The following is a 23,801-nucleotide window of genomic DNA, read 5'->3' as shown; positions in this document are numbered from 1 at the left end:
GTTAAAAAAGCGTAAAGATTCGCCTAGAACAGCGCGGACTGCCGCGCCAGCACACCTTCCAGCTCCAGCAGCGCCTGCTTGCGCGGCAGGCCGCCGGCATAGCCGGTGAGCTTGCCGTCGGCACCGATGATGCGGTGACAGGGCACGATGATGGCGATGGGGTTGACCGCATTGGCACGGCCCACGGCGCGCGCCGAAGTCTGGCGATTGAGCTTCAGGGCCAGCTGGCCATAGCTCAGGGTGGTGCCATAGGGCACCTGGCGCAGGTGCTGCCAGGCTTCCTGGAGAAAGGCGTTGCCCTGGGGCGCCAGCGGCAGGTCGAAGACCCGACGGCGGCAGGCGAAGTATTCCTGCAACTGCCGGGCTACCGGGGCCGCGGCGGCCGACTCGCGCTGCACCAACACACCCCGCCAGTACAGCGGCTCGCCCGGCACCTCATCGAGGAACTCCAGGCGCTGCAGAGCGCCCTGCTCGTCCACCAGGGCGATCATGCAGCCCAGCGGGGTATCGATCAGGTCGCCGCGCAGCTGAGTCATGTCTGCGCTCTCAGCCATGCCGCGCGGCGCTGGCCTGGACGATGCGCCGGGCCGGCACGCGCAGCTGGGTCAGCAGGTACTCGGCGAAGGCCGGCGCGTAGTCCTGCTGCGCGATGGCCTGGGCCATGCAGGTCAGCCATGCCTCGGCCTGGGCCTCGTCGATCGGCCACTGGGCATGGAACGCGGGGATGGCAATCGAGCCGTAGCGCTCGGCGAACAGCCTGGGGCCACCGAGCCAGCCGCTGAGGAAGCAGGCCAGCTTGTCGCGCGACACCTCCAGGCTGGCCGGGTGCATGGCGCGCACGGCGGCCGCCTCGGGCAGCTCGTCCATGCAGCGGTAGAAATCCTCGACCAGCCGGCGCAGGCCTTCGATACCCCCGGCCGCCTGGTAGGACGCGTCGCCGACACCGTACTGCTCGCTCATATGTCGCACCTCATGAAGACAGAGCGACATTCTAGCGCCGAGCCCCATCCGTAGGGCGGGTGCAGCCCGCGCAGCCGCCCACGCGAGTTGCACACGCCCTGCTCGAAGTGGCCTCAGCTACCGATCACCCCGCCATCATTTCGGGTGATCAGCAGCGTGGTCGAGCGCGGGCGGGTTTTGCCGTCGCTGGCCGGGAAGCTGAGGCCAGGGTGCTGGATATTGGCCCACATGGCCTTGCCGTCCGGGCTCCAGGCCAGGCCGGTGATCTCGCAGCCGCGCGGGCCGACCAGGAAGCGACGCACCTCACGGGTGGCGGGATCGGCGCAGAGCAGCTGGTTGCAGCCCATGTTGTGCATGGCCGGCTCGATGTCGTCGTAGTCGGTCTGGATCCACAGGCGCCCGGCAGCGTCGAAGGCCAGGCCGTCCGGCGAGGAGAACAGGTCGCCATTGATGGTGCCGGTCAGGTTGGCCGGCACCGGCTTGCCGTCCTTGTCCTTAGCGCCGCGCGCCTCGCCGGCGAGCAGGAACAGCTCCCAGGCGAAGGCGGTGGCGGTCGGGTCGGCGCCCTGCTCGTTGAAGCGCAGGATCTGCCCGTGCAGGTTGTGCGGGCGCGGGTTGGCCTTGTCGGTGGGTTGTTTGTCGCCGCGCCCGTCATTGTTGGTCAGGGTCACGTAGACCTCGCCGGTCGTGGGGTGCACGGCCGCCCACTCGGGGCGGTCCATCGGCGTGGCGCCGGCGCGGTCGGCGGCGGCGCGGGCGTTGAGCAGCACCTCTTCCTGGCTGGCGAAGCCGTTCTCGGCGGTCAGGCCGTTCTGCCCGTGCACCAGCGCCAGCCACTGGCCGGAGCCATCGTCATTGAGGCGCGCGACGTACAGGGTGCCCTCATCGAGCAGGTTGCGCGCGGCCTTGGGGTCGGCGGCATCGAAGCGGCCGGAGGGAACGAACTTGTAGATGTACTCGCCCTTGGCATCGTCGCCGGAGTAGAACGCCATGCGCCCGTCCTTGCCCAGGCTCAGCGCCGCGCACTCGCGGCTGAAGCGGCCGAAGGCGGTGCGCTTGATCGGCTGCGCCTGCGGGTCGAAGGGGTCGATCTCGACCACCCAGCCGAAGCGGTGCGGCTCGTTGACGTGGCCGCCGTGGGGCTGGTCGGCGTAGGGCGTGGCGTCGAAGCGCGGATCGGCAGTCTCCCACGCGTAGTTCTTGCTGGTGCCTTCCTTGGCCAGGCCGTAGCGCCTGTGCGAAACGCGCGCCTCGAAGTCGGCCTTGTCGCGGTTGATGAAGTAGTTGGGCCAGTTCTCCTCGCAAGTGAGGAAGGTGCCCCAGGGGGTGACGCCGGTGGCGCAGTTGTTGAGGGTGCCGAGCACCTCCAGCCCCGCCGGGTCGCTGGCGGTCTTCATCACCGCGTGACCGGCCAGCGGGCCGGCGATGCGCATCGGCGTGAGCATGCTGATGCGGCGGTTGTAGGGCGAGTCCATCACCCGCTGCCACTGGCCATCGGCGCCCTTCTTCACTTCGATCACCGACACGCCGTGGGCCGCCTGCTCCTTGCGTACCTCGGCCAGCGGGCGCGGCTGGCTCTGGTCGATCTTGCCGGACGGGTGCAGCGGCGGGTTGACGTACTCGTGATTCATCACCAGCAGGCCACGATCCGTCTCGCCCGCGAAGGGGAAGAAGTTCATGCCGTCGTGGTTGTCGCCGGCCTGCTTGAGCTGGGCCTGCCAGTCGTCACTGGCGTCCGGGTTCCAGGCCGGCGCGCCGGCTTCCACCGGGTCGCCCCAGGAGAAGAACGGCACGGCGCGATAGCCCTCGGCCACCAGCACGCGGTCGAACTGCGGGTCGAGCTGCACCGGCACGCCCTTGAAGCCCAGCAGCGGGCTGGCAGTGGCCTTCGCGCAGGCGGCCAGGCCGCCGCCGAAGAAGCCCAGCGCCGCCAGGGTCAGGCCGCCCTTGAGCACATTGCGCCGGGCCGGGTTGATCAGGTCGGCCAACGGCGGGTTGCTGCTGGGGTTGATGGCGATGTCGTCGTGGGCTTCCAGGCTGGCGTGGAAGTGGCTGTGTTCGTTCATCAGGGGTCTCTTGGGAATTTTGTGGTGGTTTCCCGGATTGCATCCGGGCTACGGCCTGAGGTGGTCGCCATACCCTCACCCCGGCCCTCTACCGGAGGGAGAGGGGGTGGTCGGAGTGGGCTGGCCGCTCTGGGTCATTCGATGCGGTAGTGGAAGGTGTTTCTCACCCCCTCCACCGCCACCGCGCGGCCATCGACCAGGCGCGGCTGGTAGCGGAAGCTTTTAGCGGCGTTGAGTGACGGGCGTATGAACAGCGGATGACAGTCACCCACCACCTGCGGGTCTTCGACGCGGCCCTGCGGGTTGACCCGGTAGCTCACCGTGCAGTCGCCCTCGATACCCTTGTCCAAGGCGCGTTCGGGGTAATCCGGCGCGTCCTTGGCGATCGGCAGGTACTGGCGACTGGCGGCCGCGGCGGCCTCGGCCTGGCGGGCGCGTTCGGCGGCTTCGGCAGCGGCGCGGGCCTGGGCTTGCTGCGCCTGCTGGCGGGCCAGTTCCTCGGCCGCACGGCGCTCGCGTTCAATGCGCTGGCGCTCGGCCTGTTCGCGTTCCAGGCGCTGACGCTCGCGCTGCTGCTCGACGCGCTTGCGCGCCAGGGCGGCCTGCTCCAGCTTCTGCTGTTCGATGCGTGGTTCGGGCCTGGGTGCCTCTACCGGCTTGGCCGGCTCGGGCTCGGGCAGCACCACGGGCAGCAGCACGGCCTCGGGCTGTGGCGGGGCCGGCGGCGCCAGGGTGACCAGGCGCGTGGTCAGCGTCTGCACCTGCGGTGCGGGTGGCGTGTCGGCCTGCCAGTGGCTGAGCAGCAACGCGAGCACCAGGGCGTGCAGGCCCACCGCCACGCCGGCGGCGACAAAGCTGCGCCAGCCGTTGCCGGTCAGCGGTACGAACACCAAGGACGACGGGCGGGACATGGCCAGCGTGCTCACTGCGGTGCCTCGGTGATCAGGCCGAGGTTGCTCACCCCGCCCTTCTGCAGCGCAGCCATGCCGGCCAGGACCGTGGCGTAGTCGGCGTGGCCGTCGGCGCGGATGTACACCTGGGTGTCGCCGCGCGCGGCAATCAGCGCGCCGACCTTGCTGGTCATCTCCTCCAGGCTCACGGCACTGTCGGTGCGGTGTTCGGTGTCCAGCTCGCTGCCAAGGTTCCAGTAGTAGCCGCCGTCGGCCTGCACCGAGAGGGTCAGCACCTGCTGCTGGCTGTCGGTCGGCAGCGCCTCGGCGGCGACCTTGGGTAGCTCGATCTTCACGCCCTGGGTGAGCATGGGTGCAGTGACCATGAAGATCACCAGCAGCACCAGCATCACGTCGATATAGGGCACCACGTTCATCTCGGCCTTGGGGCCGTGCTTGCACTGCGGCTTGCGCATCACCCTGCTCCTCAGGCCGCCTGGGCCAGGCCGGATGCCGGCAGGCGCCGCTGCAGGCGGCCCTGCAGCTCGTTACCGAAGGCATATAGGCGGGTGCTCAGGGCCGCCACGCGGGCGGAGAAGCGGTTGTAGGCGACCACCGCCGGGATGGCGGCGAACAGACCGATGGCGGTGGCGATCAGCGCCTCGGCGATGCCCGGCGCGACGGTGGACAGCGTCGCCTGCTGCACCTGCGACAAGCCGATGAAGGAATTCATGATCCCCCACACGGTGCCGAACAGACCGATGTAGGGACTGACCGAACCGATGGTGGCGAGCAGCGTCAGGCCTTTCTCCAGGCGGGCCTCCTGCTCGGAAATGGCCACCAGCAGGCTGCGCTCGACGCCGTCGATCAGCGTCTCGCGCGCCACCTGTGGATCACGGCGCAACTGCGCGTACTCGCCATAGCCGGCACGAAACAGCTGCTCCAGCGCAGCGTCGTCATCAGTGCGTTCGGCACCTTCGCGGTACAGAGTGGCGAGATCGCCGGTCTCGCGGAAGCGGCGCAGGAAATCCCGCGCCAGGCGCTCGCTGCGACCCAGCAGCAGGCTGCGCTGGACGATCAGGTACCAGCTGGCCAGCGAAGCGGCGAGCAGGCTCAGCATGACCAGCTTGACCAGCAGGCTGGCGTCGTTGACCAGGCTCCAGACGGTCATCTGTTCCAGGGTGGCGTGCATGGTGTGGTTCCTCCTTTGTATGGGGGCGAGTCGTGCTTGCACGTCCCTCACCCCGGCCCTCTCCCAGTGGGAGAGGGTGAATGGGTGCTATTCGATTACGCGACGGTTACCGCCTGATGACAGGGCTATTCCAGGCCGAGGGCGCGGGCGATGTCGGCCCAGGGCACCAGCTTGAAGTTCTGCGTGCTCTCCGGCATGCGCTTGCGCCCGTCCTGCACCACCAGCAGGCCCTGGCTCCAGGGCCCGCCAAGGTTGGCCGAGGTCACCTCCAGGCCGTCGGTCTCGGACGCGCCGTCGATACCCAAGTCGCCGTTGAGGCCGACGCGGAAGGCGCCCTTGAGCGCATAGGGTGGCTCGGCGTCGAGCAGCAGGTAGCTGTCGTTGCCCTGGCTGGACACCACCAGGTAGTCGCGCTCCGCGGACTGGTAAAGGCCGAGGCCCTCGACATCGGCGTGCAGCGCGCCGCCGACCTTCATCACCTCGTGCAACTCGGTGGGGCCGTCGGCACGGGCGTCCAACGCCCACACGCCGGTGTCCTCCTCGCCGATGAACAGGCGCTGGCGCTGGTCGTCGGCCACGCAGCCCTCGGGCTGGCTGGCCACCGCGAAGCGCCGCACCAGCTCACCCGCGACCTCGCCGCCGCTGTCGCTCAGGCGGTACTGCAGGAAGCTGCCGTCCTTGCCGTTGGCGAAGGCGTACAGCTCGCCGCTGGCCGGCTGGAACAGGCAGATGCCGTAGATTTCCTTGAGCGGCGTGCGAATCTCGCCGGCCTCGCGCAGCTCGCCGCTAGCGCGGTCGATGGCGAACACGGCGATGCTGTCGCGGTCACGATTGCTGGCCACGGCCAGGTCGACGCGCTCGCCGCCCAGGCTGAAATTGGCGCGCACATCGACGTTGTTCAGGCGGCCCACCGGCAGTTCCTGCAGCAGCGTGCCGTCCAGGTCGTAGACCAGCAGGCCCTGCTTCTTGTTGGTGCCGAGTACGCGCGAGCGCGCCGGGTTGACCGGGTCGACCCAGATCGCCGGATCATCGGCGGCGTCACCGTGGCGGCCGACCGGTTCGCTCTGGCGTAACGCGGGGACATTCACCAGCGCCTCGGCCGTGGCCACCGGCTGCGGCTGCCAGGCCAGCGCGCCCTCGTAGAAGCTGCCACTGCCGTCGTCCTGCAGCAGCAGGTCGAGGCCCTGGGCACTCGGCCGCACGGCCAGGCGCTCGGGCTCTTCCAGGCCCGGCAGGTCAACCTTGCCGGCGGCCTGCCAGGTCTCGCCCTGGCGCTGGTACAGGTGCAGCTTGCCGGCGCCGACATCCAGCGCCAGCACACCACCCGGCACGCTGGCCATGGCGCCCACGCCCTGCTCCAGGCCGCCGAAGGGCTTGACCATGTCAACCGGCACGCGGCTGGCCTCGGCCTCCGGATGGGCCGGGTAGGCCCACAGGCCGACGCCTTCCTCGTTCACCAGTAGCTGGTTGGCGCCATCGTCGACCTGGCAGAACTCGGCCTGCGGCGGCAGCGGCAGGCCGCGCACGCGCAGCGCCTCGTCGCGCAGCGAACGGTCGGTGCCGACTAGCCACTGCTCGCCACGGCCCTCCTCGCCGACCAGGAACAGGTAGAGGTTGGCCGCCTCGTCGCGGTACAGGCACAGGCCGGTCACCGCGTAGTCGCGCGCCGGCAGCACCAGGCTGCGGCCCCACTGACGCGTACTCGGGTCGAGCAGTGCGAGGGTCGGGCGCTGGCTGGCGGCGTCCAGGCTGGCGACCAGCAGCTGGCCGTCCAGCTCGCGGCTATCGAGGCCGGTGAAGCGCCCGGGCAGGCGCGCCAGCTCGGCGCCCTGGGCATCGAGCAGCAGCAGGCCGCGCTGCTCGCTGGCGGCCAGGCGCTGCTCGCCGGCGAAGCGCAGGTCCTCGGCCTTGAGCTGGCTGGAGGCACCCCAAGGGCTCAGGCTCAGCTTCGGCGCTGCGGCCGAAGCCGAGGAAGGCAGCTGGTCGCAACCGGCCAGCAGCAGTCCGGCGAACAGCAGGGAAAGGGGGAACGATGGATGCATTGCGTAGGTAATCCTTGTGATGAAGCTTGCCTGGCAGACACAGCTCCCTCTCCCCTAGGGGAGAGGGTTGGGGAGAGGGGGCGACTCAGGCCCTCTCCCCCCGCCCTCTCCCGTAAACGGGAGAGGGGGCTTATATCGTGCAGCCGGCCGTATGGCCGACGCGCAGCAGGCGCGAGTCAGAAGTGGGTAAAGGTCAGGCCGAGCTTGTAGGTCGGGCCGTATTCTTCGTACTGGGCGTTGTAGGCATTACGCCCGGTGTAGACGTAGTAGCTCTCGTCGGTGAGGTTCTGCGCCTCGAACTTGAGCTGCAGCTCCTTGGTCAGGAAGTAGCCGGCGCTGAAGTCGACGAACACCTGGTCGTCCACGTGCAGGTCGTGCAGCTCGTCGTCGATGCCGGCCACTTCGTAGAGGTAGTCGGACTTGTAGTTGGCCGACAGGCGCAGGCTGAGCTTGTCGTTCTCCCAGCCGAGCATCAGGTTGCCGACGGTGTCGGACTGGAACGGCAGGTCGATGTCGCGCGACAGCTCGCGTCCGCTGTCGGCATCGAAGCCACTAATGCTGGCGTCGGAGCGGCTGAAGGTGGCGTTGGCGCCCAGCAGCAGGCCGTTCCAGGGTGCCGGCAGCCAGTCGAACTTCTGCGAGTAGGCCAGCTCCAGGCCCCACAGGTCGGCGTTGTCACCGTTGGCGAAGGTGTTGGCCTCGGCGAAATCGACCCACTCGCCAGTGCCGGCCAGGTCGGCGTTGTAGACGAAGTTTTCGATGTCCTTGTAGAACAGGAAGGCGGACACCACGCCGGCGCGGCCCAGGTAGTGCTCGATGCCGAGGTCGTAGTTGCGCGACTCCAGCGGGTCGAGCGCCGGGTTGCCGAAGCTGGCCTCGTCGCCGTCGATGACGAAGCCTGGCGCCAGCTGGCCGAAGGTCGGCCGCACCACGCTGTGGGTGATGGCGGCACGCACCTGGGTGTCCTTGTCCAGCTGGTAGCGCGCGTGCAGGCCCGGCAGCCAGTGGTGGTAGTCGTTGCTGGCCTCGATGCTCTCGTAGTCGCCGTCGCGGATGCCGGTGCCATTGGCCTCGAACTCGGTGCCCTCGTAGCGCAGGCCGGTGATGATGCGCAGGTCGTCGATGTCGAGGGTGTGCATCAGGTAGGCCGCGTTGATGTCCTCGCTCATGTCGAAGTCGTTGACCCGCGACTCCTCCTCGTTGAAGAACTCGCTGCGGTCCAGGCCGCCGATCAGGTCTTCGATGCGGTCCGCCGACAATCCGGGGCCGAAGCGGTCCAGGCTGTAGGCGACCGTGCCCTTGGTGAACTGGTCCATGCCCAGTTGCTCGTCGCTGAAACCGAAGTCGCCGAGGTCCTCGTAGGTCCAGATATCGGTGTCGTTGCTCTTGTCGCGGCGGCTGAGCTTGCCACCGAACTTGACCTGGGCGGCGTGGCCGGCCAGGTCGTAGTCGCGGGCCGCGTCGAGCTTGATGTTCTTCTCGGTGTCTTCGGTGTTCTCCTCGGCCCACTCCACCTCGCTGAGGCTGAAGCTGGCCGGGTCGTAGAAGTCGTCGCCGACGTTCAGCCGCGGCTTGCGGGTGCTGTCGAAACCGACATCGGCGAAGTCGTCGTTGCCTTCGAACAGCGCGCCGCCGATGTGCCCGGGCGTGTCCTCGCTGGACTGGCTGTAGCCGACCTGGCCGTTGAAGGTCCACTGGCCGACCAGCTGCTCGCCGCCCAGTACGAAGGACTGGATCTCCTGGGTTTCCTCGCGGTCCTTCAGCTCGCGCCAGCCCTCGGCATCACCCGCCTCGCCGGGCTGCTGGGCATCGGCGAACTCGACGCCGGCGGCGTTGCGCGTCTCGGTGTCCTTGAAGCGGCTGTACAGGGTGCGCAGGTAGTAGCTGGAGAAGTCGTCCGGGCGGTAGTCGAAGTTCAGGCCCAGGCCGCTGCGCTCGCGGCGGATGTCGTAGTCGCGCTGCTCGAACTGCTCGAGCCGGGCGCCGTCCTCGAAGTCCCAGTCGCCGCCGGTCTCGACGTTGTCCGAGCCGAAATCGCGCTGCTGCCAGCTCAGCGCGGCGGCCACGCCGAAGTTGTCGGTGCCGTCGCCGAGGCTGAAACGGTCGCTGATGGCGCCGGAGAATTTCGGGCTGGTCTGCTCGGTGTTGTCGTCGTAGCTGCCCTCGGCGCTGCCGGTATAGAACAGGCCCTTGTGGTCGAAGGCCGACAGGCTCTCCACTTCGATGGTGCCGCCGAGCGAGTTGGCGTCCATGTCAGGGGTCAGGGTCTTGACCACCGACAGCGACTGCACCAGCTCGGACGGCAGCACGTCGAGGGCTACGGCGCGGCGATCAGCCTCCGGCGAGGGGATCAGGGTGCCGTTGACGCTGACGCTGTTGAGGTCCGGGCCCAGGCCACGCACGCTGACGAAGCGGCCCTCGCCCTGGTCGCGCTCGACGCTCACGCCCGGCAGGCGCTGGGTGGCCTCGGCGACGTTCTGGTCCGGCAGCTGGGCCACGCCGTCGGCGTGCACGGTGCTCTGCACGCTGTCGGAACGCCGCTGCTCCTTGAGTGCCTGGTCGATGCTGGCGGCCTGGCCGATCACTTCGACATGCTCGTCGGCCGCCCACAGTGGGGTGGCGGCGATGGCCAGCGCCAGGACGCTGACGGTAAAACCCGCACGGCGGGCATTGAGTTGGCGTTTGTACATGCTGATCTCCCCAGATAAGCGTTGCGGCCGGACCAGTGCCCGGCGACCTGGGGCGCAAGCTAGGAGCCGCGGATGACGCTTCTGTGACAGGGTCTCGGCGCAGGCCCGATTTGCCGGGGTTTTCCCGCCGATCTGAGCCGAAATGACCCAGGCGCAGGCCTTCCTGGTAGGCCGGGTGAAACCCGCGAGCCCGCACCAACGCGGGTTTGACCCGCCCTACCCTGGGCCCGGGAAAAATAATCGGCATCTGCCCTGAGCCGATTCGACCTCCCCCGCTGCAACCATTCGGTCACATGGCTCTGCTCTGCTGACGCCCGAACCTCTTGCGCGGAGCCCACCATGCCCACCCTGTTCGGTCTGCATCGCCTGAAACTGGCCGCCCTGCTGCTGGCCGCCAATGCCGCCCTGCTGCTGCACCTGGGCGCCGGCGACCTCAAGCCGATGGGCGACTGGGTGTGGCTGGACATCCTCGGCGAAGGTGGCTCTGCCCTGCTCTGCCTGGTCTGGCTCGGCCTGGTACTGAAGAGCCGGCCCGCCGGGCGGGTGACCAACTTCCTCGCCCTGGGCCTGGGGCTGGTGTTCCTCTCCTGGTGGGTGGACGCCCTCGACGAGTTCATCCTGCTGCCGGATAGCATCAGCTGGGACCACTGGCTGGAGTCGGCGCCCATGCCGCTCGGCCTGGTCCTGCTGACCCTCGGCATCTACCACTGGCACCGCGAACAACTGGCCATCAGCGCGCAGATGGAAAAGCGCGAGCGGCTGTTCCGCGAGCACCTGCTGTTCGACAAGCTGACCCCGCTGAACACCGCCGACTACCTGCGCCGGCAACTGCAGCAGAGCCTGGCCGAGGCGCGCGCCGAGCAGCAGCCGTTGTCGCTGGTGATCCTCGACCTCGACGACTTCAGCCAGATCAACCGCCTGCATGGCCACGCCGAGGGCGACCGCGTGCTGCAGGCGCTGACCCAGCTGCTGCTGCTCAACCTGCGCCACCGCGACCTGCTCTGCCGCCTGGCCGGTGATCGTTTCGTGGTGCTGTTACCCAATACCGGCGCACGCGAAGCGCAACTGCTGGCCGAGGAGCTGCGCCTGGCCGTGGCGCACCTGGCGTACAAGGCCCGCGCCCATGGCGAGCGCCTGCAGCTGCAGGCCAGCACGGCCGCCGTGATGGCCTTGCAGGACGATGCCGATGGCCTGCTGCAACGTCTCAACCTGGCGTTGGCCAAGGCCAAGCAGCCGCCCTACGCGCACAGCGCCTGAGGCCGCCGCCATGACCCTGCCGACCGACTGGTACGAATGCGACAGCCGCTTCATCCCCGGCCACTGGCAGCCGGCCGTGCTGCTCGACCTGGCCCTGTCGCGCGGTATCGACAGCCACCGCCTGCTGCGCGGCAGCGGCCTGTTCCACGAGGACATCCTCAGCGGCCAGGCGCGCCTGAGTCCGCAGCAGTTCCTCTGCCTGATCGACAACGCGCGGCGCCTGCTCGAGGCCGACGACAGCAGCTTCCTGTTCGGCCAGCGCCTGCTGCCGGGACACTACGGCCCGGCCAGCCATGCCCTGCAGCATGCCGCCGACCTGCGCCAGGCGCTGGACGTGCTCGCCGACCAGCGCGCCCTGCTCAGCCCGCTGCTCAGCCCGCGCCTGCTGCTTGACGAGCAGTACCTGTACCTGTACTGGCTGGACAGCTGTGGCATCGGCGCCCAGCGGCGCTTCCTGCTGGAAGCCTCGTGCACCGCGCTGGTGGCCATGAGCCGCTGGCTGGCCGGCCAGGCCCTGCCCTGGCAATGCAGCTTCAGCCACGCCCAGCCGCGCTACGTGGAGCAGTACTGGGTACACCTGGGCGAGACGGTACGCTTCGACGCGCCGCTGGACCTGATGCGCCTGCCACGCGAGTACCTGCACCAGCCCTGGCCCGGCGCGGCGCTCACCGCCGGGCGCGCCGCGCAGCAGCAGGGCCTGGCGCAGCTCGATGCCCTGGGCTTTCGCGCCGGCCTGCTGGATCGCCTGTACAGCTACCTGCTGGCGCATATCCGCGAACAGCTGCAGCTGGAGGGTGTGGCCCTGGCCCTGGGCATGAGCGCCTCGACCCTCAAGCGCAAGCTGCAGAAGCACGGCACGCATTTCCAGGAACAGCTGGACCAGGCGCGCAAGCACGTCGCCCTGTACCTGTACCAGGTGCGCGGCTATGGCAACGAGGAAGTCGCCGCCTACCTGCAGTTCAACGACACCACCAACTTCCGCCGCTCGTTCAAGCGCTGGACCGGCCTGGTGCCGAGCCAGGCGCGGCAGATGTTCGGGCTGTAGCGCGGCGAAGCTCGGCAACTCGGGGTCGCATCCGCGACGGATCGCCGCAGGCTTAGGGTGTAAGCTTGTGACCATCCAGTCACAGGAGTACTTCATGGCCCTCGGCGTTTTCGACCTGTTCAAGATCGGCATCGGCCCCTCCAGCTCGCACACCGTGGGGCCGATGCGCGCCGCCGCGCGCTTCGTCGACGGCCTGCGGCGCGAGGGGCTGCTGGCAGCCACCGCCAGCCTCAAGGTCGAGCTGTACGGTTCGCTCGGCGCCACCGGCAAGGGCCACGGCAGCGACAAGGCCGTGCTGCTGGGCCTGGAAGGCGAGCAGCCGGATACGGTCGATACCGCCACCATCGACAGCCGCCTGGCCGCTCTGCGCGCCAGCGGCCAGCTGCAACTGGGCGGCGAGAAGACCATCCGCTTCGTCGAGAAGGAGCACCTGGCACTGATCAGGAAGCCCCTGGACTACCACCCCAACGGCATGATCTTTCGCGCCTTCGACGCCGCCGGCCTGCAGCTCCGCGCCCGCGAGTACTACTCGGTGGGCGGCGGCTTCGTGGTGGACGAGGAAGCAGCCGGCGCCGACCGCATCGTCGAGGACCGCACCGAGCTGGCCTACCCCTTCAAGACCGCCAGGCAGCTGCTGGCGCTGTGCGCCGAGCACAACCTGTCGATCAGCCAACTGATGCTGGCCAACGAGGCGGCCTGGCGCCCGGAGGCGGAGACCCGCGCCGGCCTGCTGAACATCTGGCAGGTGATGCAGGACTGCGTCACCGCAGGCTGCCGCAACGAGGGCACCATGCCCGGCGGCCTCAAGGTACGCCGCCGCGCCGCCGCCCTGCACCGCCAGCTCAGCCAGAACCCCGAGGCCAGCCTGCGCGACCCGCTGACGGTGATGGACTGGGTCAACCTCTACGCCCTGGCGGTCAACGAGGAGAATGCCAGTGGCGGCCGTGTGGTCACCGCGCCTACCAATGGCGCGGCCGGCATCGTGCCGGCGGTGCTGCACTACTACCGGCGCTTCGTGCCGGGCGCCAATGACGACGGGGTGGTGCGTTTCCTGCTCACCGCCGCGGCCATCGGCATCCTGTACAAGGAAAACGCCTCGATCTCCGGCGCCGAAGTCGGCTGCCAGGGCGAGGTCGGGGTGGCCTGTTCGATGGCCGCCGGGGCGCTGTGCGAAGTGCTGGGTGGAACCATCCAACAGGTGGAGAACGCTGCCGAGATCGGCATGGAGCACAACCTGGGACTGACCTGCGACCCGGTCGGCGGGCTGGTCCAGGTGCCGTGCATCGAGCGCAACGCCATGGGCTCGATCAAGGCGATCAACGCCGCGCGCATGGCCCTGCGCGGTGACGGCCAGCACTTCATCTCACTGGATCGGGTGATCCGCACCATGCGTGATACCGGCGCGGACATGAAGAGCAAGTACAAGGAAACCGCCAGGGGGGGCCTGGCGGTCAACATCATCGAGTGCTGAGGCTTCAGTCGGGACGGAAGTCGGTCAGCAGGCGCAGGTAGGAGGTCAGGCTCTTGCCAGCGATGGTGCCCTGGTAGCCGTGGCTGTCGAACTGAGTGCTCTTGATCAGGTCGACGCGGTAACGCGGGTTGCGCTCGTAGGTGCGGCCCAGGGTGCTGGTCGCTCGGCTGTTGAACAGGTCGGCGCTGACGATGACGAACTCGCGCGGCTTACGTCGGCCGTTGGCACCACTGTTGTTGGGGCTGCTGAAGATGTCGCCGGTGGCGGTCATCGCGCTGCTGTACTGCTCGCGGCCACGCAGGCTGGTCTTGCCGGCACCAATGACGAACTGGCCGCTCTGCGGGCGGAACTTGTCGCCGCTGGTCAGGTAGCTGGCCAGCACGTCATACAGCGCCCAGCTGCTGCCAGTGCCGCGCTCGGCATTGCGCAGGTCGAAGACGAATACGCCGCCGGTGCCGATCACTTCCATTTCCACCTGGCCCAGTGTGGGATTGTCCTTGACCAGCAGCCCGGTGTTCTCGTCGACGCCATAGGCGAAGGGCACGCCGGTGTAGTCGGCCAGGCGCACGATACGGCCCTGGCGCCCGCGCTCGCTGAAGTGGGTGTCGAGCAGACCGTGGTTGAAGAAGCCGAAGCCGCCTTGCGGGTCATAGGACAGGTCATCGCCGGAGGGCGTGGTGTAGGGCCCGTAGCGCAGCGCCTCGTAGCTCTCGCCGCCGGTGACCATCGGCCCGTCGACCATGATCGCGGTGCCGGCGCTGGTACCGGCCAATACGGCGCCCGCGTTGTACTTGGCGCGGATCGCCGCCAGTGCCGGGGTGTCGGCGCGGCTGCCGGTCTGCAGGGTCTGCACCAGGCGTGACTGGTCACCACCGCCGAAGAAGAAGCCGGTCATGCCGTTGATCTGGTTGACCACGGTCGGGTTGCTGCTGTTGGCGATGTTGTCCAGGTCGATGGGAATCCACTGCGCGTCCGCCGCGCCGTAGGTCTTCAGCAGGTTGGCGTAATACAGGCCGTTGGCCCTGGAGTTGGCCGCGTTGGCGGTGCCGGCATCCGGGTCCTGGCTCTCCGGAATCGAGGCAGCGGTGATCACGCCGATCTTGGCCTGGCCACTACCTCCGGCCAGTTGGATAAAGCGTTGGTACAGCGCGGTGTTGTCGTCCTTGAGCCCGCCTCCCACCAGCAGCAGCGCTCCGGCCGCATGCCCCAGACCGGGGATCAATGCCATGACCAGAACGGCCTGGCGACACAGCTTGCTCAGTTTCATCTTCAGTTCTCCGTGGCTGCAGCGGCTGCAGCGTTGTTGTTGTGGATGTCGTACAACGGGTACTGCGAAAACGGCTGGATCAATAAACGCTGAAACGCTGGAAATAGCGGCGCTCGATGCGGCGATAGACGCCGTTGTCGAGGATCGCCAGCAGGGCCTGGTCGAGGCCCTCGCGCAGGGCGTCGTCACCCTTGCGCACGGCAATGCCCTGGCCCTTGCCGAAGAAGCGTGGCGCGCTGACGGCATTGCCGACCCGCTCGAAGCCCTGGCCGCGCGGGGTTTGCAGGAAACCGAAATAGCCGGACACGGCGTCATCCAGCACCAGGTCGACGTCGCCGCGCTGCAGGGCCTGGTAGGTGTCGGCGGCACTGGCGAAGCGCAGGACCGCCACATGCGCCTGGTAGCGCGCGGTGAGAAAGCGGTCGTAAGTGGTCTCGCGCTGCACGCCCACACGTTTGCCGCGCAGACGGCGCGGGGTGACGATCACCTCGTTGATCGCCCCCTCGCGGGCGAAGAAGAAGGCTGGGGTCTGGGCATATTTGCGAGTGAAATCGACCTGCTGCTGGCGTTCCTCGGTGATCGACATCGAGGCCAGGATCAGGTCGGTGCGCCCTTGCTGCAGGGCGGGAATCAGGTCGTCCCAGGCGAAGCGCTGCAGTTCGCAACGGCGCTGCATCTGCGCGCACAGGGCATGGGCGATATCCACGTTGAAGCCCTTGAGATGGCCCTGCGGGTCGACTTCCTCGAAGGGGGGAAACTGTCCTTCCATGGCAATGCGCAGGGGCTCGGCATGAACCGGGCACATCAGCAGCATCGCGATCAGCAGGTAAGGCATTCTCATGGCTCAGTCCCGTGAGAAAAAAAGGCGCCGGGCCGGCGCCTCAAGGCCAAAGGAGCATTCGTAGCAGACCTTGAATCAAAGCTGTCGGCGCCCACGGGCACCGACGCCCTGGCAACGTCCCACGCCCAGCGATCACGCGGGGCGTGGGGCGGCCGTCAGAGGATGCTCAGCGGGTAGTCGACGATCACGCGGAACTCGTGCAGATCGCCTTCGCCCTGATCATCGTTGGCGTAGTGGAAGGCCTGACGCAGGCGGATCGACAGGTCCTTGGCCGGACCTTCCTGAACCACGTACTTGATGTCGATGTCGGTCTCGCTGTGCTCGCCGTCTTCGCCGTAGTAGCCGACGTAGCCACCATTGACGTCGGCGTCGGTGCCGTCGATGTCGCTGCCCTTGACGTAGGTGACCTTGGTGGTCAGGCCGGGGATGCCCAGGCCGGCCCAGTCATAGCCGTAGCCGATGCGCCAGGACTTCTCGTTGGGCGCGTTGAAGTCGGAGTACTGCATGGAGTTGGCAAGGAAGATCGAGTCGCCACCCACGTAGTCGAACGGGGTGTCGCCGTTGACGCGCTGGTAGGCCAGCAGGATCGAGTGCGAACCCAGGCCATAGGTGGCCGCCAGGCTGTAGGTGGTGTTGTCGATGTCACCCTGCAGGGCATCGCCGGTATCGCTGGTGCGGTACAGGTTGAGGTCGAAGTTCAGGCTCTGCCCTTCGCTGATGCCGAGGGTGTAGTTGAGGTTGCCGTAGTACTGGTTCCAGGTGTCCTCGAAGCGCGAGGCATAGAGGCCCAGGCTGAGGTCGTCGTTGACGCTGTACCAGCCGCCGGCGAAGTCGATGGTCTTGCCCGCTTCACCACTGCCGTAGTTGACCAGCAGCTCGTCGTCGCTGTTGGTCGAGTTGCGATTGTTGTAGGCAGTGAAGTGACCAGCCTCCAGAGCCAGGCCGTCGATCTCGTCGCTGGCAACGTGGAAGCCGGTGGCGGTTTCCGGCAGCAGGCGGCTGTGCGAGGTGGCGAATACCGGCGCCTCGGTACGCATCTCGCCATACTTCAGCACGGTTTCGGAGATGCGCAGTTTGGCCGCGCCGCCGGCCTCGCCGTATTCATCCTGGGCACGACCTTCGTCGCTGACCGGCAGCAGGCCGGTGCCGGTACGGCCACGGCCGCTGTCCAGCTTGATGCCCATGTAGCCGTAGGCATCGGCGCCGAAGCCGACGGTGCCCTGGGTGAAGCCGGAGGCGTACTCCGCCATCACGCCATGCGCCCACTCCTCGCGGTAGCTCTGGCTGCCCGGCTTGTTCTTGAAGTCGCGGTTGAAGTAGTAGTTGCGGTTCAGCAGGTTCAGCTCACTGTCTTCGATAAAGCCCTTGGCGTCGGCCTGCCCGGCCATGGCCAGCTGGGTGCTGGCGGCCGCGACCGCCAGTGCGAGACAGCTCAGTTTCACAAGGTTCATGCCTTACTCCGTTTTTGGGTGTGTTGGCGGGCCGTTGCGGCCCTTTCTGGTTTTTGCCCGGTCAGACAAAGAGTTCCGGCGTCAGCACCGGTGGACGTGCGCCCCTGTTGATCACCGCCTCCAGGCACAGGCGCGAATCGCCGTCCGGCCAGCAGACGAAATAACCCGCGCTTTTCTGCCGCTTCAGGCGGAAACGCCACTCCCGCTCGGCCAGCCCGCCGACATCGCGCAGGTCGCGCTGCAGGTCGATCACGGCGTAGAAACCGGCCGGCGTCTCGACCCGCTCCAGCACGCGAGTGCTGTCGTCGAACAGGGCCTCAGCCACCGGCGGGCGGTCCTGCAGCAGCTTGTCCAGGGCGAAGATCTCCAGGTGATTCAGTTGCATGGCTCACTCTCGTTGGGCATTGCGCGGGCATGAGCTGCCCGTTTCGCCCCGCCGTGACGGGGCGATTTCCGCGTAATCCGGTATGACTCAGGTGGACTGGGCGAGGCCGATCAGGCGCGCCAGACTGTGGGCCGCTTCCTCGCGGGTCAGCGGGCGCTCGGGCTCGAAGCGCCCATCGGCGGCTTCGAGCCAGCCTTCGCCAACCAGCAGGGCGGCCGCCTCGGCCATCGGCGCCGGCAACCCACCAACATCGCTGAGGCTGGCCCGGCGCTGCAGCGGCGCGCGGCGGAAGCGCTCGACCAATGCCTTGCAGGCCAGTGCCCATTCGCCGCGGCTGACCGCGCGCTCACCGTCGAAGCGCCCGCCGGCCTGCAGCCAACCATTGGACACGACCACCTCGATCTGCTCGCGCAGCGGATGCTCGGCGGGCACGTCGGCCAGTTTCGGCAGCTTGTCCAGCGCCGGCTCGGCGGCCAGGGTCATCTGCAGCGCGTTGGCCAGCTCATAGCGGGTCAGGGCGCGTTTGGGCTCGAAGCGGTTGGCGGCGTCGCTGGTCATCAGGCCACGGAAGGCCACCGCCCGCACGGCGTCGGGCCAGCGGCTGGCGGCGGCATCGCTCGGGCTGCTGCGCGCCGGGTCGCCGAGGAAGGCATCCACCGGGGCAATGTCCAGGCGCACGTTCTGCACCGTGTAGTTGGTCAGCGAATCGTGGAAGCGGCTGTGGGCCTGGAAGCCCGGCGCCTCGCTGAACACGAAGCGGTAGCCATAGTGGTAGCCGTTGGCCGGGTTGTAGCGGGTCATCAGGCCGACCTGGCGGGTGGCGGTGTTGTCGGCCAGGCCATAAAGCACCGCGCGCGAGATGGCGGAGACCGCCGACAGGTCAGTGAGCAGCTGGTTGCCCACCAGGTACTCGTTGCCGGCGCTGATCACTTCCTTGCCGTCCGCCGGCTGGATGCGCCCGCTGTTCAGGTCGTAGCGATCGCCGTCGCCAAGCATGGCCAGGCGCACGTTTTCCAGGCGCGTGCCATACAGGCCGAATTCCTTGCGCGCCTCGGCGGCATCCATCACCGTCAGGTAGCCCTCGCCGAGCACCTGCAGCTGGCCGCCGGGCTGGACCCAGAGCGCGGTATTGGTATCCAGACCGAAACCACGCGCCGGCTGCTGGCCGACCAGGTAGCTGGCCATGCGCGCGGCACGGCCGGTGCTGGTTTCCTCGATCTGGTCGAAGTGCTGGTCGATGATGCCGGCCTTGAACAGGCCCGCGCCCTTGAGCAGCGCCGTGCCGCGCTGGTCGGCCCTGGCTGCCACACCGAAGTCCAGGGTGTCCATCACCACGCCATAGGCGGTGGGCATGGTGGCGCCGAGAATGCTCGCCCCGGCGCTGGTACCGGCCACCACGCCACCACGATCGAACACGCCACGCACCGCCTTGAGGGTCAGCGACTCGCTGCCGTCAGCGTTGTACAGGGCGCGAGCGATGCGCGCCTGATCGCCGCCGACGAACCACACGGCGCTGGCCTCGGTCAGTGGCTTGAGCACGGCCGCATCGTTCATGGTGTTCTGGTAGTTCTGCTTGTCGATGCCGACGATGCTGATGCGCTCGGCCGGCACGCCCAGGGCCTGCAGCTCGGCCTGGAAGCGCTTGCTCGAACCCAGGCTGCCGCTGGCCGTTGGCATGATGGCGATGCGCGCCTGCTGGCGGCCGCCGGCCAGCTCGATGAGCTTCTCGTAGACCTCGCTGTTGCTGGCCCGCAGCATGCCGCCGACGGCCAGCAGGTGGCCTTCGGCCAGGACTGGCGCGGCATGGCCAGCCAGGATCAGGGCGGCGAGCAAGGCGCCGGATTTAGCGTGCATTCTCATGTTCTTGTTGCTCTTGTTCTGATGAATACGGGCTTTCGTCGGCTGCCTGGGCAGCGCTCGATATGATTTATTTTTTTCAAGAAATCATATTTTTGAAATCTTGTATATCAAGCCATTTCCTTCGACAAGCCCCGAGTCGACCTCCTTTCATAACCATTCGATCAGCTTATAAAGCCGAAAACCGTCTATTCAGAGGCTTACACCAACGCACACCAAGATGAATTATTTTTTTCACAAAAAAGCCTTGTTGACACAAATTTTTCTTGATCTTAGTTTTGCTGACACACCGCGTGTCACCACCCCCGCTTGATCAGCGGGCTCACCAGGCCGGCACTGCAACACCGACCCAAGCGCCCGCCATGCGGCGGGCTTCACCGCCACCACAGGAGTTACAAGATGAACAAGATTGCTCTGCTCGGCGCCCTGGCGCTGTCCGCCTGCGCCACCCTGGCCCAGGCTCAGGACACGCTGCGTATCGGCATCGAGGCGGCCTACCCGCCCTTCGCCTTCAAGACCCCGGAAGGGCAGATCAGCGGTTTCGACTACGACATCGGCAATGCGCTGTGCGCCGAGATGCAGGTGAAGTGCGAGTGGGTCGAGCAAGCCTTCGACGGCCTGATCCCCTCGCTCAAGGTGCGCAAGGTCGACGCGGTGCTGTCGTCCATGTCGATCACCCCGGACCGCCTGAAGTCGGTCGACTTCACCAAGAAGTACTACCACACCCCCGGCAAGCTGGTGATGAAGGCCGGCAGCGAGATCAAGGACCCGCTGGTCGACCTGAAAGGCAAGAAGGTCGGCGTGCAGCGCGCCTCCACCTATGACCGCTACGCCAGCGATCGCTTCGCCGATGCCGGCATCGAGGTGGTGCGCTACGGTTCGCAGAACGAGGCCTTCCTCGACCTCGCCTCCGGCCGCATCGATGCCTCCCTGGCCGACGTGGTGAACATCAGCGAAGGCTTCCTCAAGACCGAGGCTGGCAAAGGCTTCGCCCTGGTCGGTCCGGACTTCAACGAGCACAAGTACTTCGGCAACGGCGCCGGCATCGCCGTGCGCAAGGGCGATACCGCCACCGCGGATAAATTCAGCGCAGCCATCGCCGCCCTGCGTGCCAACGGCAAGTACCAGGAAGTACAGGGCAAATACTTCGCTTACGACATCTACGGTCAGTAAGCACCTGCCGCCGAAGGGGTATCCGCCGAGGTGCGGATACCCCTTTTTTCATGGGGCCGTGCGCCGCGCCCATCGGATACACTGCAGCCCTTCATCAGCAGGACGCCCCTCAGCATGACGCCCGCCCCGAGCAATATCACGGTCTACGCCTCCCCGGTGATGCGCAAGCTCGCCGCCGTCGCCCCCGACCTGCAGCCCTCGCTGCGCAAGGTGGCTGACTTCATCCTGCGCCACCCGCTGAAGGCCGCGACCCTGACCATCGAGGAACTGGCGCAGGCCACCGACACCTCACCGGCAGCGGTCAACCGCCTGGCGCGCGCCATGCAGCTTGGCGGCTTCAGCGCCCTGAAGACGGCGCTGGTGGCGACCCTGCAAGACCTGGTCTCGCCGGTGGACAAGCTGCGCAACGAACTGGCCCAACGCAGCGATGGCAGCTTCGGCCTGCATGAACAGATGCGCATCGCCGGCAGCAACCTGGGCAGCACCGCCAACGGCAACAGCCAGGACACCTTCGCCGCCTTCGTCGAGGTGCTGGCCGCGGCACGCCGGGTGTACATCCTCGGCTTCGGCAACAGTGCCTACCTGGCCGGCCTGGCCGCCGCCAACCTGGTGCCCTACTGCGCCGATGCGGTGGCGGTCAGCATGGAAGGCGGTAACGAGAATGCTGCCTACCGCCTGGCCAGCATCACCGCCGAGGACGCCCTGCTGGCCATCTCCCTGCCACGCTATTCGCTGGATACCCTGCAGCTGGCGCGCTATGCCCTGGAGCGTGGCGCCAAGGTGCTGGCCATCACCGACTCACCGGCCTCGCCGTTGGCGCCGATCGCCGATCACAGCCTGTTCGCCACTGCCGAGCATCCGGTGCTGATCAGCTCCAACATCGCCGTGCTGGCGCTGATCGAGAGCCTGGTGGCGGCCGTAATGACGCGCAACAAGGAAGCCGTGCGCCTGGCCGCCGAGCTGACCGAGAGCGTGCTGTCCTACCTGCACGTGCCGAACCAGGAGCCGCCACGGCGCAAGCGGCCGCGCAAGCGCGGCGACTGATTGCCCACATTGCGGAGCGGCGACCCGCTCTCAAGCCGATTACGGCGTGTGCCGGTACTTTCGGTTTCGCCCTGCTGGGCGACTCACTTTTCTTTGTTTGCGGATCGCCGCCCGGCGCAAAGAAAAGTAAGCAAAAGAAAACGCCCCCCGACATCCGGGCCTGGCCTGCGGCCAGGCTTCCCTCGCTCCGGTGCCACTCCGGAGGCCGGCTTACAAGGGCCATCCATGGCCCTTTAAGCCTCTCGCCGCATCCCTGCGGCTCGTCCCCCTGCGTACCACCTCCACTCGGCCTCCTGACGGGGACTCAAACTCCGTGCTGCCTGATAGCGCATTCTTGCCGCTATGCGGGCTGAGCCCTACTCCAAACCCGCTCGTCCCTTACCACGAAGCGGAGGTGCAAAAACGGAGGCCTCGGCCTCCGTTCTTGTCTACGCCTAACGCTCAGTGACGCAGCCGATAGCCGGTCCTGAAGATCCAGCTGACCACCGCCACACAGGCCAGCAGGAAGCCGCCGATCATGCCCAGGCTCAGCCCCAGGCTGACGTCGGCGATACCGAAGAAGGCCCAGCGAAAGGCGCTGATCAGGTACACCACCGGGTTGAACAGGGTGATCTTCTGCCACAGCTCGGGGAGCATGCTGATCGAGTAGAAACTGCCGCCGAGGAAGGCCAGCGGCGTGACGATCAGCGCCGGCACGATCTGCAGCTTCTCCCAGCCATCGGCCCACACCCCGATGATGAAGCCGAACAGGCAGAAGGTGATGGCCGTCAGCACCAGCAGCGCCAGGGCCCAGAACGGGTGGGCCAGTTCGAAATCGACGAACAGCATCGAGGTGAAGAAGATGATCAGGCCGAGGATCACCGACTTGGTCGCCGCCGCGCCGACATAGCCAACCAGGATCTCGAAGTAGGACACCGGCGCCGAGAGGATCTCGTAGATAGTCCCCGAGTACTTGGGCATGTAGATGCCGAACGAGGCGTTGCCGATGCTCTCGGTGAGCAGCGCCAGCATGATCAGGCCAGGCACGATGAAGGCGCCGTAGCTGACGCCGTGCACCTCGGTCATGCTGCTGCCGATGGCCGAGCCGAACACCACGAAGTACAGCGACGTGGAAATCACCGGGGTGGCGATGCTCTGCAGCAGGGTACGCCAGGTGCGGGCCAGCTCGAACAGGTAGATGGCCTTGATGGCATAAAGGTTCATGCGCGCTCCTTGTCGTGCACCAGGCTGACGAAGATGTCCTCCAGCGAGCTTTCGCTGGACTGCAGGTCCTTGAAGTCGATGCCGTGCTGAGCCAGGTCCTTGAGCAGCTCGGCGATGCCGGTGTGCTCGTGCTGGGCGTCGAAGGTGAACACCAGGGCATGACCGTCGTCGGTCAGCTCCAGGCCATAGCTGGCCAGCTGCGCCGGCACGCTGGCCAGCGGGTGCTTGAGCTGCAGGGTCAGCTGCTTCTTGCCGAGCTTGTGCATCAGCACCTGCTTGTCCTCCACCAGGATGATTTCGCCCTTGCGGATCACCCCGATGCGGTCAGCCATCTCCTCGGCTTCCTCGATGTAGTGGGTGGTGAGGATGATGGTCACGCCGCGCTCGCGCAGGCGCCGCACCATGTTCCACATGTCGCGGCGCAGCTCGACGTCGACGCCGGCGGTGGGCTCGTCGAGAAACAGGATCGACGGTTCGTGGCTCAATGCCTTGGCGATCATCACCCGGCGCTTCATGCCGCCGGACAGTTCGAAGATCTTGGCGTCGCGCTTGTCCCACAGCGACAGGTCCTTGAGCAGCTGCTCCAGGTACTGTGGGTCAGGTTTCTTGCCGAACAGACCGCGGCTGAACCTGACCGTGGCCCAGACCGTCTCGAACACGTCGTTGACCAGCTCCTGCGGCACCAGGCCGATGGCCGAGCGCGCGGCGCGGTAGTCGGCCTTGATATCAAAGCCGGCGACCCGCACCCTGCCTTCGCCCGGATTGACGATGCCGCAAATGATGCTGATCAGGGTGGTCTTGCCGGCGCCGTTGGGGCCCAGCAGGGCGAAGATCTCGCCTTTGCGGATCTCCAGATTGATGTGCTTGAGGGCGGAGTGACCGGACTTGTAGGTCTTGCTCAGGTTCTCGACCGCGATTACCGATTCCACGGCGGCTCCTTGGTCTGGCGGGAAAACAGCGATTGTAG

General features: G+C 67.2%; 20 protein-coding genes. 5 read left to right on the top strand and 15 right to left on the bottom strand.

The window, feature by feature from the left end; genetic code table 11:
• Positions 1-23: 23 nt before the first annotated feature.
• From ACOAPY_RS04810 to ACOAPY_RS04775, 8 genes are all read right to left on the bottom strand, one after another.
• On the bottom strand, positions 24-536 hold the full coding sequence (locus tag ACOAPY_RS04810) for a methylated-DNA--[protein]-cysteine S-methyltransferase (protein WP_465155323.1): 513 nt from the start codon (positions 534-536) through the stop codon (positions 24-26).
• A 10-nt stretch (positions 537-546) separates the two neighbouring features.
• Complete coding sequence (locus ACOAPY_RS04805; protein WP_465155321.1) at positions 547-960, bottom strand: group II truncated hemoglobin; 414 nt, start codon at positions 958-960, stop codon at positions 547-549.
• Between the two features lie 113 nt (positions 961-1,073).
• Entirely contained in the window at positions 1,074-3,026 is a 1,953-nt protein-coding gene (locus ACOAPY_RS04800; protein ID WP_465155319.1) for a PhoX family protein, read from the bottom strand.
• 134 nt (positions 3,027-3,160) lie between these two features.
• A complete protein-coding gene (locus tag ACOAPY_RS04795; RefSeq protein ID WP_465155317.1) occupies positions 3,161-3,952 on the bottom strand; it encodes an energy transducer TonB in 792 nt (263 codons plus the stop codon).
• Positions 3,949-4,392, bottom strand: coding sequence for a protein TolR (tolR, locus tag ACOAPY_RS04790; RefSeq protein ID WP_076427069.1), 444 nt, complete (start codon positions 4,390-4,392; stop codon positions 3,949-3,951). The genes ACOAPY_RS04795 and tolR overlap by 4 nt, the downstream gene beginning before the upstream one ends.
• A gap of 11 nt (positions 4,393-4,403) precedes the next feature.
• The gene (gene tolQ, locus ACOAPY_RS04785; protein WP_061905307.1) at positions 4,404-5,108 is read right to left on the bottom strand and encodes a protein TolQ; all 705 of its coding nucleotides are present in this window, start codon (positions 5,106-5,108) and stop codon (positions 4,404-4,406) included.
• A gap of 125 nt (positions 5,109-5,233) precedes the next feature.
• Positions 5,234-7,150, bottom strand: a complete 1,917-nt coding sequence (locus tag ACOAPY_RS04780; protein WP_465155315.1) for a phytase — start codon at positions 7,148-7,150, stop codon at positions 5,234-5,236.
• Between the two features lie 176 nt (positions 7,151-7,326).
• Positions 7,327-9,840, bottom strand: a complete 2,514-nt coding sequence (locus tag ACOAPY_RS04775; RefSeq protein WP_465155313.1) for a TonB-dependent receptor — start codon at positions 9,838-9,840, stop codon at positions 7,327-7,329.
• A 339-nt stretch (positions 9,841-10,179) separates the two neighbouring features.
• Here ACOAPY_RS04775 and ACOAPY_RS04770 point away from each other — a divergent pair, with 339 nt between their 5' ends.
• The 3 genes from ACOAPY_RS04770 to ACOAPY_RS04760 all read left to right on the top strand — a co-directional run bounded on the left by ACOAPY_RS04770 (position 10,180) and on the right by ACOAPY_RS04760 (position 13,613).
• Positions 10,180-11,097: a GGDEF domain-containing protein gene (locus ACOAPY_RS04770; protein WP_465155311.1), complete on the top strand. Its 918-nt coding sequence runs from the start codon at positions 10,180-10,182 to the stop codon at positions 11,095-11,097.
• A 10-nt stretch (positions 11,098-11,107) separates the two neighbouring features.
• Positions 11,108-12,142 carry an AraC family transcriptional regulator ligand-binding domain-containing protein gene (locus ACOAPY_RS04765; RefSeq protein WP_465155309.1) on the top strand — a complete coding sequence of 345 codons (1,035 nt, stop codon included), beginning with the start codon at positions 11,108-11,110 and terminating at the stop codon, positions 12,140-12,142.
• A gap of 94 nt (positions 12,143-12,236) precedes the next feature.
• Positions 12,237-13,613, top strand: coding sequence for an L-serine ammonia-lyase (locus ACOAPY_RS04760; RefSeq protein ID WP_465155307.1), 1,377 nt, complete (start codon positions 12,237-12,239; stop codon positions 13,611-13,613).
• A 4-nt stretch (positions 13,614-13,617) separates the two neighbouring features.
• Here the strand turns inward: ACOAPY_RS04760 and ACOAPY_RS04755 are convergent, their stop codons facing one another.
• The 5 genes from ACOAPY_RS04755 to ACOAPY_RS04735 form a co-directional block, all read right to left on the bottom strand.
• Positions 13,618-14,880 (bottom strand): cyanophycinase, encoded by a 1,263-nt coding sequence (locus ACOAPY_RS04755; RefSeq protein ID WP_465155305.1) that lies wholly within the window; start codon positions 14,878-14,880, stop codon positions 13,618-13,620.
• 79 nt (positions 14,881-14,959) lie between these two features.
• Positions 14,960-15,721: a transporter substrate-binding domain-containing protein gene (locus ACOAPY_RS04750; protein ID WP_465155303.1), complete on the bottom strand. Its 762-nt coding sequence runs from the start codon at positions 15,719-15,721 to the stop codon at positions 14,960-14,962.
• Positions 15,722-15,876: 155 nt separating this feature from the next.
• The gene (locus ACOAPY_RS04745; protein ID WP_330099008.1) at positions 15,877-17,172 is read right to left on the bottom strand and encodes an OprD family porin; all 1,296 of its coding nucleotides are present in this window, start codon (positions 17,170-17,172) and stop codon (positions 15,877-15,879) included.
• A 61-nt stretch (positions 17,173-17,233) separates the two neighbouring features.
• Positions 17,234-17,557, bottom strand: a complete 324-nt coding sequence (locus ACOAPY_RS04740; protein ID WP_076427050.1) for a hypothetical protein — start codon at positions 17,555-17,557, stop codon at positions 17,234-17,236.
• An 87-nt stretch (positions 17,558-17,644) separates the two neighbouring features.
• On the bottom strand, positions 17,645-19,411 hold the full coding sequence (locus ACOAPY_RS04735) for a cyanophycinase (protein ID WP_465155300.1): 1,767 nt from the start codon (positions 19,409-19,411) through the stop codon (positions 17,645-17,647).
• Positions 19,412-19,813: 402 nt separating this feature from the next.
• Here ACOAPY_RS04735 and ACOAPY_RS04730 point away from each other — a divergent pair, with 402 nt between their 5' ends.
• Together ACOAPY_RS04730 and ACOAPY_RS04725 are read left to right on the top strand one after the other, a co-directional pair.
• Positions 19,814-20,587: an ABC transporter substrate-binding protein gene (locus ACOAPY_RS04730; RefSeq protein WP_465155298.1), complete on the top strand. Its 774-nt coding sequence runs from the start codon at positions 19,814-19,816 to the stop codon at positions 20,585-20,587.
• A gap of 114 nt (positions 20,588-20,701) precedes the next feature.
• Complete coding sequence (locus ACOAPY_RS04725) at positions 20,702-21,631, top strand: MurR/RpiR family transcriptional regulator (RefSeq protein ID WP_465155296.1); 930 nt, start codon at positions 20,702-20,704, stop codon at positions 21,629-21,631.
• Between the two features lie 441 nt (positions 21,632-22,072).
• On the opposite strand, the gene ACOAPY_RS04720 is transcribed toward ACOAPY_RS04725, so the two are convergent.
• Complete coding sequence (locus ACOAPY_RS04720; RefSeq protein ID WP_465155294.1) at positions 22,073-22,834, bottom strand: ABC transporter permease; 762 nt, start codon at positions 22,832-22,834, stop codon at positions 22,073-22,075.
• A complete protein-coding gene (locus tag ACOAPY_RS04715; RefSeq protein ID WP_465155292.1) occupies positions 22,831-23,763 on the bottom strand; it encodes an ABC transporter ATP-binding protein in 933 nt (310 codons plus the stop codon). Before ACOAPY_RS04715 ends, ACOAPY_RS04720 begins: the two co-directional genes overlap by 4 nt.
• Positions 23,764-23,801 lie beyond the last annotated feature (38 nt).

The sequence above is a fragment of the Pseudomonas stagnisoli genome (genome assembly GCF_048595745.1).
In the GTDB taxonomy this organism is placed as follows: Bacteria; Pseudomonadota; Gammaproteobacteria; order Pseudomonadales; family Pseudomonadaceae; genus Aquipseudomonas; species Aquipseudomonas alcaligenes_A.
This window is presented reverse-complemented; position numbering and strand designations above follow the sequence as displayed.

What these genes read in the sequence shown, in the direction of transcription:
- ACOAPY_RS04810 (WP_465155323.1), bottom strand. Translation starts at nt 536, where the DNA reads ATGACTCAGCTGCGCGGCGACCTGATCGATACCCCGCTGGGCTGCATG.
- ACOAPY_RS04805 (WP_465155321.1), bottom strand. Translation starts at nt 960, where the DNA reads ATGAGCGAGCAGTACGGTGTCGGCGACGCGTCCTACCAGGCGGCCGGG.
- ACOAPY_RS04800 (WP_465155319.1), bottom strand. Translation starts at nt 3,026, where the DNA reads ATGAACGAACACAGCCACTTCCACGCCAGCCTGGAAGCCCACGACGAC.
- tolR (WP_076427069.1), bottom strand. Translation starts at nt 4,392, where the DNA reads ATGCGCAAGCCGCAGTGCAAGCACGGCCCCAAGGCCGAGATGAACGTG.
- tolQ (WP_061905307.1), bottom strand. Translation starts at nt 5,108, where the DNA reads ATGCACGCCACCCTGGAACAGATGACCGTCTGGAGCCTGGTCAACGAC.
- ACOAPY_RS04780 (WP_465155315.1), bottom strand. Translation starts at nt 7,150, where the DNA reads ATGCATCCATCGTTCCCCCTTTCCCTGCTGTTCGCCGGACTGCTGCTG.
- ACOAPY_RS04775 (WP_465155313.1), bottom strand. Translation starts at nt 9,840, where the DNA reads ATGTACAAACGCCAACTCAATGCCCGCCGTGCGGGTTTTACCGTCAGC.
- ACOAPY_RS04770 (WP_465155311.1), top strand. Translation starts at nt 10,180, where the DNA reads ATGCCCACCCTGTTCGGTCTGCATCGCCTGAAACTGGCCGCCCTGCTG.
- ACOAPY_RS04765 (WP_465155309.1), top strand. Translation starts at nt 11,108, where the DNA reads ATGACCCTGCCGACCGACTGGTACGAATGCGACAGCCGCTTCATCCCC.
- ACOAPY_RS04760 (WP_465155307.1), top strand. Translation starts at nt 12,237, where the DNA reads ATGGCCCTCGGCGTTTTCGACCTGTTCAAGATCGGCATCGGCCCCTCC.
- ACOAPY_RS04755 (WP_465155305.1), bottom strand. Translation starts at nt 14,880, where the DNA reads ATGAAACTGAGCAAGCTGTGTCGCCAGGCCGTTCTGGTCATGGCATTG.
- ACOAPY_RS04750 (WP_465155303.1), bottom strand. Translation starts at nt 15,721, where the DNA reads ATGAGAATGCCTTACCTGCTGATCGCGATGCTGCTGATGTGCCCGGTT.
- ACOAPY_RS04745 (WP_330099008.1), bottom strand. Translation starts at nt 17,172, where the DNA reads ATGAACCTTGTGAAACTGAGCTGTCTCGCACTGGCGGTCGCGGCCGCC.
- ACOAPY_RS04740 (WP_076427050.1), bottom strand. Translation starts at nt 17,557, where the DNA reads ATGCAACTGAATCACCTGGAGATCTTCGCCCTGGACAAGCTGCTGCAG.
- ACOAPY_RS04735 (WP_465155300.1), bottom strand. Translation starts at nt 19,411, where the DNA reads ATGCACGCTAAATCCGGCGCCTTGCTCGCCGCCCTGATCCTGGCTGGC.
- ACOAPY_RS04730 (WP_465155298.1), top strand. Translation starts at nt 19,814, where the DNA reads ATGAACAAGATTGCTCTGCTCGGCGCCCTGGCGCTGTCCGCCTGCGCC.
- ACOAPY_RS04725 (WP_465155296.1), top strand. Translation starts at nt 20,702, where the DNA reads ATGACGCCCGCCCCGAGCAATATCACGGTCTACGCCTCCCCGGTGATG.
- ACOAPY_RS04720 (WP_465155294.1), bottom strand. Translation starts at nt 22,834, where the DNA reads ATGAACCTTTATGCCATCAAGGCCATCTACCTGTTCGAGCTGGCCCGC.